This is a genomic window from Acinetobacter sp. 802_lipA (assembly GCF_058242885.1).
In genome coordinates this window covers 580817-593392 of the sequence record NZ_JBZAYP010000001.1, presented here as the reverse complement: position 1 = coordinate 593392, position 12576 = coordinate 580817, and the positions used below count along the sequence as shown (strand labels likewise).

Genomic DNA, 12576 nt, shown 5'->3' with positions numbered 1-12576 from the left:
AATTAGTCTGACTCCACAGGTGCAGAAGGTGGTGTAGCTGAACGGCTGGTATTTGTTGCCGTTGATGCGGGTGCTGTATTTGAAGTACTGGTTGGTGCTGCCGTACTTGCCCCAGTTGTGGTCGCTGGTGGAGTGCTACCACTTGGTAATTCACCCGGTTTAATCCCCGCTGTCATCAAGCCACCACTAATTTGATGGTTTTGTGGACGAATTGGATTTTTATGACGTGTGAGCAGCCAGTAGTCTAAGATCGGACGAGCCAGCTGTGCCGCAGAACCACCATGGCGACCATTTTCCCACACTACTGCAATCGCAATTTCAGGGTTTTCCGCAGGTGCAAAGCCCACGAATAAACCGTGGTCTAACTGACGTTCAGTCAGCAGGGCTTCATTGTAGCGTTTACCTTGGGCAATACTTTTGACCTGTGCAGTACCAGTTTTTCCTGCAATTTTATACATTGGCGTGCGAATGCCACGCCCAGTCCCTGTTTCAATGACATCGACCATGGCATCACGCATTTGTATCCAGTCTTGATCGGTGCCATTGAACTGGATCCTGCCATCAGGTGCATTTAAGTCTTTATGTGGTTTCGCGCCTTTACTGGTTTGTAAAACATGCGGAATCACATGTGAACCATGGTTGGCAGTAATGGCTGTTGCCATGGCCAATTGCAGTGGTGTTGCAGTAAAAGCGCCTTGTCCAATACTTACTGAAATGGTTTCCCCTTTGAGCCACTTAGCATCTCGGGTACGCATTTTCCATTCAGGGTTGGGGTAAAGACCTGTACTTTCACTTGGTAAATCCACACCAGTTTTTTCACCAAAGCCAAACTGACGCATCCATGTGTTCATTTTTTCAATGCCCATACGGAACGACAGAATGTAGAAGAAGGTATCACAAGAGACTACTTGTGATTTATGCAAGTTGACTACGCCGTGTCCTGACTTTTTCCAGTCGCGGAATTTATGCGAATCGCCCGGAAGTGTGAAATAGCCATGATCGGAAATGGCCGTGCCCCAATCAATTAAGCCATAATGAATACCACCTAAACCAAACATCGGTTTAATGGTTGAGCCGGGTGGGTAAGCGCCTTGCACAGCACGATTATATAAGGGTTGATCGAGGTTATCGCGTAAACCGCTATAGTCGGTATGACTAATGCCGGTGACAAACAGGTTAGGGTTAAAACTTGGACTTGAGACCAAGGCGAGGATTTCACCTGTACGTGGATCCATCGCCACGATGGCACCACGACGACCTGCAAGCTGCTCTGAGGCAACCGTCTGCAAGCCATAATCGAGTGAAAGATATAAGTCATTACCACGAACGGGTTCTTTGCGACCTAAATGACGCAACACGTTACCATGCGCATCGGCTTCGACCGACTCATTTCCAGGTACACCATGTAGTAAATCTTCATAGGAGTTTTCTACCCCAATTTTACCAATCAGGTTAGTGCCCGCATACAAATCTTTATTGATGCTTTTTAATTCTTTATCGTTAATTCGACCCACATAACCAATCACATGGGCAAACAGTTCACCATGTGGATAGTAGCGCGTCATCTGGGTTTCGATATTAACCCCAGGGAATTGATACTTAACTTCGCTAAAGCGAGCGATATCATTTTCATTGAGATTAAGTTTAATTGAAACGCGTTCAGTTTTACGTGAGGCTTTAATACGACTGTTAAAGCGTTCAATATCATCTGGTGTGAGTTCTAAGATTGGCGTTAAACGTTCAATGGTGGCATCAATATCCGTCACATCCGCTCGACTCATCGTCGCGGTAAAGACAGGATAGTTGTCCGCCAACAGCACACCATTGCGGTCATAAATATAACCACGTGCAGGGGCTAAAGGTTGTAGGCGGATACGGTTTTGATCGGATGCAGTTGAAAACTCGTCAAATTGAACCAGCTGCAAATAGGCATAGCGAGTGACTAAAATCAGCAAGAAGAAAACCACAATACCCATGGAAATAAAGGTACGATTTCGAAAAATGCGCTTTTCTTGTTGGACATTTTTTAAAGGAAAGTGCTGTTTCATACCAAATCGACTTAAACACATGGATAAAGAGGAAAATACCTGCGCGCTATTCTAACGCATGTCACACTGTTTTGATATTTGTTATCGCTGCTTCTGTTTTTCATTTTTGCCTAAATTTTGACTTTATAGACATCAAAAATATAAATTGCTGTATATAAGTGTTTTATAAATTCTGCTACAGTCAAAATCCTGTAAAAAGGGACCAATTACTAAAATAACATTACGGATAATGGTGACAATAATGACAAGAATTTATCCAGTGTTGGCACTTGTTGCCTGTGCAAACGTAGCCTACGCTCAAGATAATTCCTTTTTGCCAGATGCGAAAATTCCTGCTGGCAGTGCTCAAACGTGGAATGTAGGGGCTGGTGTAACGCAGAAATTACTGCACACCAATTTGGAATGGGTAAATCCTTATGGCATTGCATATGCAAAAGCTGGGGTATTTATCAATGATGATTACCCTGTAGGTGGTCAGCTGGGTTTTAGATTTCCAGTTCATTTTACTGGTAAAGATAAAAATGGCTATTATCTCGGTGTTTACGCAGGGCATATTGACAGCAAGAAAGTAGATGGCGAGTACGAATCTCGCCTTGGTGGTGGTGTAGATCTTGCTTATGTGTTACTGAGTCCTGAGCGAATCAGCACTTTCAGTGTAGGGATTGGTGCAGGGGAAAAACTCGAAGCCAAATCGGGCTATGTGGTTGCAGAAACTGAACCGAGACTACAATTTTCCTATACTCTAAGTTTCGGTTTATAGACACAATATCTTTTTTAAAACGCTATATAATTCAGTTAATAAAATTAAATATGGAAGTTATGCATGCTTGAGTACGTCAATCAGTTGTGGCAAACCTTTTTGAATCGACCCGATTTTTGGGCTGTACTCAGCATTATTCCTGTGACTGCTTTTGTGACTTGGGCGCACGTTTGGATGGCCCTGAAAATGGTCTTTTACCCGATTACATTTTGGGGTTTTCATATTGGGCCTTTGCCTGTGGGTTGGCAGGGTATTGTGCCCAGAAAAGCGGGGCGTATTTCAGGCATCATTACGGATAACACCTTATCTAAGCTTGGTTCTTTGCGTGAATTTTTAGATGCAATGGATCCTGAGGATATGGCGAGGATCATTGGTGAGCAAGTTGGTTTTGAACTTGAGCACCTGATTGATGAAGTCATGATTGACCGTAATGCCGTACTTTGGGAAAACTTACCTTATTCGATTAAGCGTCGAATTTATGCGCAGGCACACAAACAGCTTCCGGCTGTGCTCAGAGAATTAGTGACCGAACTGACCATGAACGTCGAGTCACTTGTGGATATGCGCGATATGGTGGTTAGCCAAATGGAAGGTGACCGCAGACTGATGGTGCGTATGTTCTTGAAAGTGGGTCAGAAAGAAATCAACTTTATTTGGCATATTAGTGCACTCATTGGGATGTTCTTTGGTATCTTCCAAATGATTGTTTGGTTTGTGGTGCCATGGCATTGGACCGTGCCATTTTGGGCCGCGGTATGGGGCTTCTTAACCAACTGGATTGCGATTTGGATGGTGTTTAATCCAATTGAGCCACACTATGTTCGATACTTACAACTGACTGAATTAACAAAAGATCGTAAGTTTCCATGGATTAAACCTGTGATTCCGCGCATTGGGACTTATAATGTACAAGGCGCTTTCATGAAGCGCCAAGAAGAAGTGTCTGATGTGTTTGCAAGTGTAGTCACAGAAGACCTGATTACGTTAAAATCCATCATGACTGAAATGATGTATGGCAATAAAAAAGACAAGACCCGTCGTATTGTCAAACGTCATATTAATGAAATCATGGAAACGCCATTGGTGAGAACATCTTTGCAGCTGTCTTTGGGGCCACGTGAATACGCAAAACTCAAGACGGACTTGATTGATCGTTCAATTGAAATTACGATGGTGCCTGTATGCGACCCAGCGTTCAATGCGAGCCGTGCACAGAAAATCTATCAAATGTTTAGAGACCGTATTCGAGAGCTAACACCGAAAGAATTTCAAAACTTATTACGTCCTGCATTTCAGGAAGACGAATGGATTTTGATTTTATTGGGTGGGGTAACGGGCTTCATTGCGGGTACAATACATTTGTTTGTAGCTTTCTTATAATTAGATGCTAAAAATATGTCGAATTTTTCGACATGTACAAAGTGTCAAATACATTGTTTAAATGAGGATGTTTTTTTATGCGCATTATCTTACTCGGACCACCTGGAGCAGGTAAAGGTACACAAGCTCAGTTGATCTGTAAGCGCTACAATGTCCCACAAATTTCAACCGGTGATATGCTCCGTGCTGCAATTCGTGAAGGAACTGAACTCGGTCTACAAGCTAAAAGCGTGATGGACAATGGTGGTCTTGTATCTGATGAACTGATCATTGGTTTAGTGAAAGAACGTATTGCGCAACCTGACTGTGTAAATGGCTGTATCTTTGATGGTTTCCCACGTACCATTCCTCAAGCCGAAGCGCTTGAAAATGAAGGCATCAACATTGATCACGTGATTGAAATTGATGTACCTGACGAAGAAATCGTACAACGTCTTTCTGGTCGCCGTCAGCACCCTGCATCGGGCCGTGTTTATCACATCGTTTACAACCCACCTAAAGTGGAAGGTAAGGACGACGAAACTGGTGAAGAGCTGGTACAACGTCCTGATGACCAAGAAGCAACGATTCGTAAGCGTTTAGGTTCATACCACACTGAAACTGAACAGTTGGTTGGTTTCTACCAAGGTCGCGCAGCGTCTGGTGAAAATGCACCAACCTATGACAAGTTGAATGGCTTACGTCCAATTGACGAAGTACAAGCAGATTTGTTTGCGATTCTTGATCAAGACAAATAATTGCATGTTTTAAACATGGCAATGTTTTGACATTGAAAGAGCTCTAAGTCATATTAGGGCTCTTTTTCTTGATCCTCTAAAAATGGAGTCGCGTGTGGCACAATTTGGAATCATTGTTTTAATTATTGTTGCTGCGGCGGTATTGGTGGGTTTGTTTTACATTAGCGTAAAAATGCTACGCGATGTCAGTAAACAAGAAAAAATGTCGAAGAAGCAACCAGAACGTCAGTTACATCCGAAGTTGCAGCAAGACTTAAAAGATAAATCAAATCAACAATAAAAAAACTGAACTTTAATGTTCAGCTTCTATCGTCGTTGTGGCAATACGTGCTGCACCAAATTCAAAACGATCTGGCCAGTTACACACATCTGAAACAATACACTCATGGCATTTCGGTTTGCGTGCGATACAGCAGTATCGACCATGTAAAATCAGCCAATGATGCGAGTCAACAATAAATTCTTTCGGTATGACTTTAACTAAACGGTGTTCGACTTCAAGCACATTTTTGCCGACCGCTAACCCTGTACGATTGCCTAAACGAAAAATATGCGTATCGACCGCCATGGTGGGTTGTCCAAAAGCAGTATTTAAGACCACATTGGCGGTTTTTCGTCCTACACCGGGCAAAGCTTCTAAATCGGCACGGTTGTTTGGCACGATGCTGTTATGTTTTTCAATCAGTATCTTACAGGCTTTAATGACATTCTCAGCCTTTGCATTATATAAGCCTATGGTTTTAATGTAGGTTTTTAAACCATCGACCCCTAAGGCATAAATCGTTTCAGGTGTATTGGCGACTGGAAAGAGTTTATCTGTAGCTTTGTTGACACTCACATCCGTCGCCTGAGCAGACAAGGTCACAGCCACCAACAGCTCAAAAGGACTCGAATAATTCAATTCAGTTTTGGGATTTGGACGTTGCGCGCGTAAACGTTCAAAAAAGATTTGGATTTGCTTTTTGGTCATGCTTTTTACGGGTTTTCCGCTTGTAGTGAGCATGCTTAAGCTCCCTGTAACTGATGAAGCTGTTGGGTTAAGTCATCTAACAACAGACGTTTTTTCGTATCTTCACGCACGCTGAGCTGCTTTTCTAGTTTTTTGATTTGTACACGTAATTTCGCCAGCTCAATGGTGGCTTTTGCATCGAGCTTTGCTGCCATTTCTGGCTCTTTGTCGAGGATTTGAATATCAGGTACAGCATCGTTCTGTGCTGAAAACTGGGCAAATAACGCCGTATCAATTTCTGCACGAACTACTGGACCTTTACGGTGTAGACGCTGTTTTTCTTCACGCTGAATGTGCGCGTAATAGCGTTGTCTTAAATCATCTTGCTCAGCTTTGCGCAAGATTTCCGTCGGTATACCGCTTACATCTGGAATAAGGTCAATACAGTCAACAGGACAAGGCGGAATACACAGTTCACAGCCTGTACACAGGTCAGTCAAAATACTGTGCATGAGTTTACCCGAGCCAACAATGGCGTCTACAGGACAGGCACTAATACATTTGGTACAACCAATGCATTCATCTTCACGAATGATTGCTTTCATTCTCTGTGGGCGGCCATCGGCTTGAATAGGCCAAACACTTTCCTCTGCAATTAATGCTGGTCGGTTTAGCAACTGAGCCAATGCATCGGCTACAGGCTGCCCGCCGGGTACACATTTATTGGCTGCTTCACCTTCGCTGATGGCTTGGGCATAAGGCAGACATCCATCACGATGTCCGCAGAGTCCACATTGGGTTTGGGGAAGGAGAGCATCGATATTTTGGATCAGGGAAATGTGCGAATTCATGCGTAAACCAATCCTGCAGATGAATTTGCAGAGATATTAGAAGAAATAGGTAGATCACTGAATTTTACCATGTTTTTTTTGATTAATCCTGTGTTCTAAAATGGTTCATTGATTGCATCATTTTTGAGCAAAAAAAGATTTTAAACCTGTGTTTTCATTGGTGTTTTTTTATAAGCAGTTTCTAGGTATATTTTATATAAATAATTGTTATATAAATGATAAATATGTTTTTTAAAAGAAATGTGTTGTGAATTGTTGGTAAAAGATATTTAATTGTTTGCGCCAAAATTTAACATTGTTTATAAAATTTGACCAATTTTGATCCATTTTCTGCTGAGGATTAAGCGTTGAAATATAACAGCCTTAATGAGTTTTTAGATTACGTGAAAACACGTGATGAACATCAACCCGAGTTTCTACAAGCGGTAGAGGAAGTCATGACCAGCCTTTGGCCGTTCATTGAAAAAAATCCTCGTTATGCAGACCACGGCTTGCTAGAACGTTTAGTTGAGCCAGAGCGTGCGATTCAATTCCGCGTTTCATGGGTGGATGATCAAGGTCAAACGCATGTCAACCGTGCTTTCCGTGTTCAGTACAACTCGGCAATTGGTCCATTTAAAGGTGGTATGCGTTTTCATCCATCGGTGAATCTATCGATCCTAAAATTTTTAGGCTTTGAACAAACCTTTAAAAATGCGTTAACGACACTGCCAATGGGTGGCGGTAAAGGTGGTTCAGACTTTGATCCTAAAGGGAAGTCTGAAGGCGAAATTATGCGTTTTTGCCAAGCGCTAATGATTGAGCTATACCGTCACCTTGGTTCAAATACGGATATCCCTGCGGGTGATATTGGTGTGGGTGGCCGTGAAGTGGGTTATATGGCTGGCATGATGAAGAAGCTGAGTAATGACACTTCATGTGTGTTTACTGGTAAAGGTTTAACCTTTGGTGGTTCTTTGGCGCGTCCTGAAGCAACGGGCTACGGCACAGTGTATTTTGCTGAAGAAATGCTGAAAACACGTGGCGACTGCTTCCAAGGCAAAACAGTCACGATTTCTGGTTCTGGTAACGTAGCACAGTACGCTGCTGAAAAAGCAATGTACCTAGGTGCAAAAGTCGTTTCATTGTCTGACTCTGCGGGTACGGTATATGTAAAAGCAGGTTTCACCGATGCTTTACTTGCTGAAGTGATGGAACTGAAAAATGTGAAGCGCGGTCGTATTTCTGAGTTTGCGTCTAAGCATGGTTTTGAATACTTAGAAGGGCAGCGTCCATGGTCTATTCCATGTGATATCGCATTGCCATGTGCAACTCAAAATGAGTTAGATCAGGCGGATGCTGAAGTACTCCTTGCAAATGGAGTGATTTGTGTCGCTGAAGGGGCAAACATGCCTTCTACCTTAGATGCAGTCGAAAAATTCGTTGAAGCGAAAATTTTATACGCACCAGGTAAAGCATCCAACGCGGGTGGTGTTGCGACCTCTGGCCTAGAAATGTCACAAAATGCTTTGCGTTTGGGTTGGACTTTTGAAGAAGTCGATGAGCGCTTACATGCGATCATGAAAGAAATTCACCGTAACTGTGTGAAATACGGTACACAAGCAGATGGTACTGTGAACTATGTAAATGGTGCCAACATTGCAGGCTTTGTAAAAGTTGCAGATGCAATGCTTGCTCAAGGCGTATTCTAAGTTTATATACACTTAGAAAAATCCCAATAAAAAACCGAGGCTTGAGGCCTCGGTTTTTTTCTAGGTCATTGAACGATTACAATGAACCTTTTACTGCTTCACGTTCAATAATCATGTCTTGAACATAAGCATATTTTGATTGGTCAGCCGCAGGGTTGGCAATTTCAAAACGTTTAACACGCACGATTTGACGCTCTTTAGGGTTATGAGTGAAGCCATCGATATGGTTATAGAATAACGTCCAGTCTTTATCGACCTGTGTTTTTACGCCATTTTCAGCATATTTAACTTCACGAACTTGTAGGCATTCCATACGGGCAACACCTGCAGAACATGTTTTAGTTTCAGGTGAAATTTCTAAGAAAACAGTTTCACCTTGGCTTTGATATTTCGATTCAGCAGTTTGCTTACCTGTGAATACAATTTTTTCACCTTTTGCCGATACCACGGTTAGTGTTGGTGCATCAGGATCATTTAGGTTTAAAACAAACGGTGCCTTACGGTTGTCAAATAAATCTGCTGCAACGCCTTCTTGAGCCATGGCTTTTGGTTCACATGCCATTTGAGTCGACATCAGGTTACCCGTGACGATTTGATTATTCTCAACTTTCCAACTGGTACCCATACCGTTACAACTGGTTGCAATGCCTAAACGACCTGCTTGTTTGTCAAAGTTTAAAACCAAAGGTTTAGGCGCATCCACGGTGTTCGCACTCCAATGGTAGTTTGCGAGTGTTTGATCTGCATTTTGTTGTTGTAGTACAGACACAGCCAAATCTCCTACTTTTTGAATATCAGATGATTGGCAAGCAGTCAGTGCGAGAGGGAAAAGGGCAATCGCTAAATATTTTAATTTCATGGGTTACAAGTTCTTGATTTAAAATAACAAGATACATGATATCCGATGTTGTTTTTAAAAGAATGGATACATTCAGTTCTTTTGGGTTTCAAAATGCATCCATAAATATTTTTTTGTTAATATATAAGTAAAATTTATACATTAATCAAAACGGTAAATGTCCATGCCCAGTGCACCCATGGTAAAACTACTATGCACAATATTGAAACGATGACCTGTACCCATCGCAAAGAATATTGGGGCAAAGTGTTCCAACGTTGGGTGGTTACGACGGACAAAAGGAATCGATTCCCAGTCTAAAATAGCGTCAAAGTCCTGATGGCTAAGTTTCGCGACCACATGATTACGAAACGTCGACGCCCACTCAGGTACCGCTTGTGACTGACCATGCCAAGACAATTCGGCTAAGTTATGGGTAATACTCCCTGAGCCAATGAGCAAGACCTGCTGCTCGCGTAGTGGCGCAAGAGTTTGTCCAATTTTATAAATCTCTTCTGCGGACAGATTCATCGGGAGTGAGATTTCCACCACAGGGATGTCTGCATCTGGATACATATGGAGTAAAGGCATCCAAACGCCATGATCACGCGGACGAGTACTGTTTGCATGAGCTGAAAAACCGGCTTCTGCCAATAAATGTAGAATTTCTTCGGCTAAAACAGGCTGACCGGGTGCTGGGTAGCGAATGTCATAAAGCTCAGCAGGAAAGCCTCGAAAGTCATGCCATGTCTCAGGACGGACTCCAGTACTTACTTCAAGTGAGTTACTTTCCCAGTGTGCGGACATAATCACAATTGCTTGTGGTGTCGGTAAGTTTAGGCCCAAACGATGCAACGCAGGCCCAACTTGCTCTGGATTCAACGCAAGCATGGGTGAGCCATGAGAAATGAATAAGCCGGGTAGCGTTTGTAAGTTCATTGTGAAAGCCTAATAGCAGAAGATGAAAAGAATTTTGTCAGATTCTTATCATCTGTGTAATGGGGGAAATATCAACGTATTGTTTCAAAAATGGAACATTACTTGAGCTTAACCTGCACGATGATAAGGGTGATTATGGTTAATACTCATAGCTCGGTAGAGTTGTTCAATCAGCATCACGCGAACCATCGGGTGAGGTAAGGTCAGTTTGGATAAAGACCAATGCCAAGCAGCTGCTTTACGTACTGCTTCAGAGTGACCGTCAGGCCCACCAATTGCCAGTACAATATCATTGCCCTCAAGCATCCAGCCTTTCATGGTTTCTGCCAGTTTTTCGGTGCTAAACTCACGGCCACCGACTTCTAAAGCAATCAGCACTTCGTTGCCTTTCATTGCATTTAAAATGCTATCACCTTCAATTTGACGGTATTTTAAAATATCTGCTTCTGAATCATTTTTACCGCGCTTTGCCATTGGCAGTTCAATAATTTGCGTTTGCACAAAAGGTTGAATACGTTTGAAATAATCTTCAAAACCAGTCAGTACCCATGCAGGCATTTTTTGACCAATGGTCAGAATACGGATTTTCATAATGGGTCATGTATAAGGAGACGATTCATTATAACGGTGAAAGCAAGGCTTTGCAGTGAGACGAAACAAAATGCAATTGAATTCACTGAACTAATGTTGCTTAATTCAACAGATGAGAGGAATAAGAAATACTTGGAATAATAACAATGTGGCTCAAAACTTTAAAAAAACAGGCTTTTTTGTTGATTGTTGTACTGGGTACTTTCACAGGGCAGGTATTTGCAAGCAACGTCAAAATGGCTGATGAACAAAACCTACAAGTTTATTTGGAGCAAGTGATTGGTCAGGGCAAAGCACGTAACTATAAAAACCTTGAGGAACTGAACCGTGTCTCTGCATGGATCAAAGAACAAATGCGCTTATTGGGCGTTCCGTGTCACTATCAAAACTTTACGGCCAATCAGCAAATCTACCGAAATGTAGTGTGTAGTTTAAACGTCGGACGGGCAGACCGCGTGATTGTTGGGGCACATTATGACGTCTTTGGCGATCAAGATGGTGCAGATGACAATGCCTCTGGCGTTGCAGGGGTAATTGAAACGGCGCGTATTTTGGCAGAGCAAAAGTCTAAACTGCCTAACAATGTGGACTTCGTGTTCTATAGTTTAGAAGAACCACCGTTTTCTAAAACTGAACAAATGGGCAGCTATGTGCATGCGAAATCGGTTCAGTCACAAAAAGATAAGATTAAAGGCGTGTATATTTTAGAAATGATCGGGTTCTTTAGTGAACAACCCATCCAAAGCTATCCTGTGGGCTTAAAGTGGATTTATCCAACCCATGGTAATTTTATTGCGACAGTGAGTAACGTAAGCTCACGTGATTTAGGTGCAGGCTATTGTACAGCGATGCAGCAACTTGATCTGTTGGAATGTCAGCGTTTGGTTGCTCCGAGCTTTACCAACGCTTTTGATTTTTCAGATCATTTGAATTATTGGGAGTTTGATATCCCCGCAGTCATGATTACCGATACCGCATTTTATCGAAATGGTCACTACCATACCAAAGCAGACCGCTTAGCGACGTTGAATTTGTCCAAAATGGCAAATGTGATCGATGGGCTGGTACAGCATTTATTGAAACCTTAATGTATTTTGAGCCATAAAAAACGCAGTTCCCAAGTAGCGAGAACTGCGATAAAAGGTCATCCGTCTGGAGAATCAGATGACCATGCAATTTCAAATCATCAATAAAAAGAAACATACAGCGCGTATCTGTTCTTATTATTTATATCGGGCTTTTTATCGATTTTTCAAGTCTGAGTCATGATTGCAGAAAAGGTTTAATACAAAAATTCAAACCAACTAAGCGAAAATTTGGAGTTTCATTCGTTTCACGTCATGGAATGTAGGCCAATCATATTTCCTTCGCTATCAAAGGCCAGCACAATAAAACCATATTCACCAATGGCCGTTTTTGCTTCATGAATTTTTCCACCAGACTCAACAAGTCGGCTCGCTTCATTCGCACAATCGTCACATGAAAAATAGATTAAGGTACTGTTTCCTCCTGCGGATAGGCCTGGCATTTTCACCAGTGCACCTGAAGCGCCATAGGCTTGCATGTCTGAGGGGAAAGCCCACATTTGCAGTGAATTCTCATCCGTTGGTGGGGTTAATTTAGTTAATTGAATATTAAAAACAGATTCATAAAATTGTTTGGCACGAGATAAGTCATCCACATAAATTTCAAACCAGCCAATCGGGTTTTTCATTTTAGTTGTCCTACATGTATCCTTTGATCAAATTATTGTAGGAAATAAAAGCATAAAGATGTGTGGTGTTATCTACAG

13 protein-coding genes are annotated in these 12576 nt (G+C 42.2%); 6 read left to right on the top strand and 7 right to left on the bottom strand.

The window, feature by feature from the left end; translation table 11 throughout:
* Nucleotides 1-2 precede the first annotated feature (2 nt).
* A complete protein-coding gene (mrdA, locus tag AC4CU3_RS02910; RefSeq protein WP_279043488.1) occupies nt 3-2048 on the bottom strand; it encodes a penicillin-binding protein 2 in 2046 nt (681 codons plus the stop codon).
* 241 nt (nt 2049-2289) lie between these two features.
* On the opposite strand from mrdA, the gene AC4CU3_RS02905 reads away from it, so the two are divergent.
* From AC4CU3_RS02905 to AC4CU3_RS02890, 4 genes are all read left to right on the top strand, one after another.
* A complete protein-coding gene (locus AC4CU3_RS02905) occupies nt 2290-2808 on the top strand; it encodes a hypothetical protein (RefSeq protein ID WP_004980918.1) in 519 nt (172 codons plus the stop codon).
* Nucleotides 2809-2871: 63 nt separating this feature from the next.
* Complete coding sequence (locus AC4CU3_RS02900) at nt 2872-4188, top strand: DUF445 domain-containing protein (RefSeq protein ID WP_004694304.1); 1317 nt, start codon at nt 2872-2874, stop codon at nt 4186-4188.
* Nucleotides 4189-4265: 77 nt separating this feature from the next.
* Nucleotides 4266-4925, top strand: coding sequence for an adenylate kinase (gene adk, locus AC4CU3_RS02895; protein ID WP_004980915.1), 660 nt, complete (start codon nt 4266-4268; stop codon nt 4923-4925).
* 82 nt (nt 4926-5007) lie between these two features.
* The gene (locus AC4CU3_RS02890; protein ID WP_168159165.1) at nt 5008-5205 is read left to right on the top strand and encodes a hypothetical protein; all 198 of its coding nucleotides are present in this window, start codon (nt 5008-5010) and stop codon (nt 5203-5205) included.
* 12 nt (nt 5206-5217) lie between these two features.
* On the opposite strand, the gene nth is transcribed toward AC4CU3_RS02890, so the two are convergent.
* Complete coding sequence (nth, locus tag AC4CU3_RS02885; RefSeq protein WP_078389900.1) at nt 5218-5928, bottom strand: endonuclease III; 711 nt, start codon at nt 5926-5928, stop codon at nt 5218-5220.
* A gap of 2 nt (nt 5929-5930) precedes the next feature.
* Complete coding sequence (locus AC4CU3_RS02880; protein WP_078389899.1) at nt 5931-6725, bottom strand: RnfABCDGE type electron transport complex subunit B; 795 nt, start codon at nt 6723-6725, stop codon at nt 5931-5933.
* A 347-nt stretch (nt 6726-7072) separates the two neighbouring features.
* Here AC4CU3_RS02880 and gdhA point away from each other — a divergent pair, with 347 nt between their 5' ends.
* Nucleotides 7073-8416 (top strand): NADP-specific glutamate dehydrogenase, encoded by a 1344-nt coding sequence (gene gdhA / locus AC4CU3_RS02875; protein WP_259233442.1) that lies wholly within the window; start codon nt 7073-7075, stop codon nt 8414-8416.
* A gap of 76 nt (nt 8417-8492) precedes the next feature.
* Here the strand turns inward: gdhA and AC4CU3_RS02870 are convergent, their stop codons facing one another.
* From AC4CU3_RS02870 to rlmH, 3 genes are all read right to left on the bottom strand, one after another.
* On the bottom strand, nt 8493-9275 hold the full coding sequence (locus AC4CU3_RS02870; RefSeq protein WP_279043494.1) for an META and DUF4377 domain-containing protein: 783 nt from the start codon (nt 9273-9275) through the stop codon (nt 8493-8495).
* Nucleotides 9276-9416: 141 nt separating this feature from the next.
* Nucleotides 9417-10193 (bottom strand): dioxygenase family protein, encoded by a 777-nt coding sequence (locus AC4CU3_RS02865; protein ID WP_005399833.1) that lies wholly within the window; start codon nt 10191-10193, stop codon nt 9417-9419.
* Between the two features lie 108 nt (nt 10194-10301).
* Nucleotides 10302-10784, bottom strand: a complete 483-nt coding sequence (gene rlmH / locus AC4CU3_RS02860; RefSeq protein WP_004980899.1) for a 23S rRNA (pseudouridine(1915)-N(3))-methyltransferase RlmH — start codon at nt 10782-10784, stop codon at nt 10302-10304.
* A 146-nt stretch (nt 10785-10930) separates the two neighbouring features.
* On the opposite strand from rlmH, the gene AC4CU3_RS02855 reads away from it, so the two are divergent.
* The gene (locus tag AC4CU3_RS02855; protein ID WP_279043496.1) at nt 10931-11872 is read left to right on the top strand and encodes a M28 family peptidase; all 942 of its coding nucleotides are present in this window, start codon (nt 10931-10933) and stop codon (nt 11870-11872) included.
* Between the two features lie 245 nt (nt 11873-12117).
* Here the strand turns inward: AC4CU3_RS02855 and AC4CU3_RS02850 are convergent, their stop codons facing one another.
* Nucleotides 12118-12498 (bottom strand): VOC family protein, encoded by a 381-nt coding sequence (locus AC4CU3_RS02850; RefSeq protein ID WP_005399831.1) that lies wholly within the window; start codon nt 12496-12498, stop codon nt 12118-12120.
* Between the last annotated feature and the right edge of the window lie 78 nt (nt 12499-12576).

Coding starts and splice junctions, on each gene's coding strand:
- mrdA (WP_279043488.1), bottom strand. CDS start 2,048: ATGAAACAGCACTTTCCTTTAAAAAATGTCCAACAAGAAAAGCGCATT.
- AC4CU3_RS02905 (WP_004980918.1), top strand. CDS start 2,290: ATGACAAGAATTTATCCAGTGTTGGCACTTGTTGCCTGTGCAAACGTA.
- AC4CU3_RS02900 (WP_004694304.1), top strand. CDS start 2,872: ATGCTTGAGTACGTCAATCAGTTGTGGCAAACCTTTTTGAATCGACCC.
- adk (WP_004980915.1), top strand. CDS start 4,266: ATGCGCATTATCTTACTCGGACCACCTGGAGCAGGTAAAGGTACACAA.
- AC4CU3_RS02890 (WP_168159165.1), top strand. CDS start 5,008: ATGGAGTCGCGTGTGGCACAATTTGGAATCATTGTTTTAATTATTGTT.
- nth (WP_078389900.1), bottom strand. CDS start 5,928: ATGCTCACTACAAGCGGAAAACCCGTAAAAAGCATGACCAAAAAGCAA.
- AC4CU3_RS02880 (WP_078389899.1), bottom strand. CDS start 6,725: ATGAATTCGCACATTTCCCTGATCCAAAATATCGATGCTCTCCTTCCC.
- AC4CU3_RS02870 (WP_279043494.1), bottom strand. CDS start 9,275: ATGAAATTAAAATATTTAGCGATTGCCCTTTTCCCTCTCGCACTGACT.
- AC4CU3_RS02865 (WP_005399833.1), bottom strand. CDS start 10,193: ATGAACTTACAAACGCTACCCGGCTTATTCATTTCTCATGGCTCACCC.
- rlmH (WP_004980899.1), bottom strand. CDS start 10,784: ATGAAAATCCGTATTCTGACCATTGGTCAAAAAATGCCTGCATGGGTA.
- AC4CU3_RS02855 (WP_279043496.1), top strand. CDS start 10,931: ATGTGGCTCAAAACTTTAAAAAAACAGGCTTTTTTGTTGATTGTTGTA.
- AC4CU3_RS02850 (WP_005399831.1), bottom strand. CDS start 12,498: ATGAAAAACCCGATTGGCTGGTTTGAAATTTATGTGGATGACTTATCT.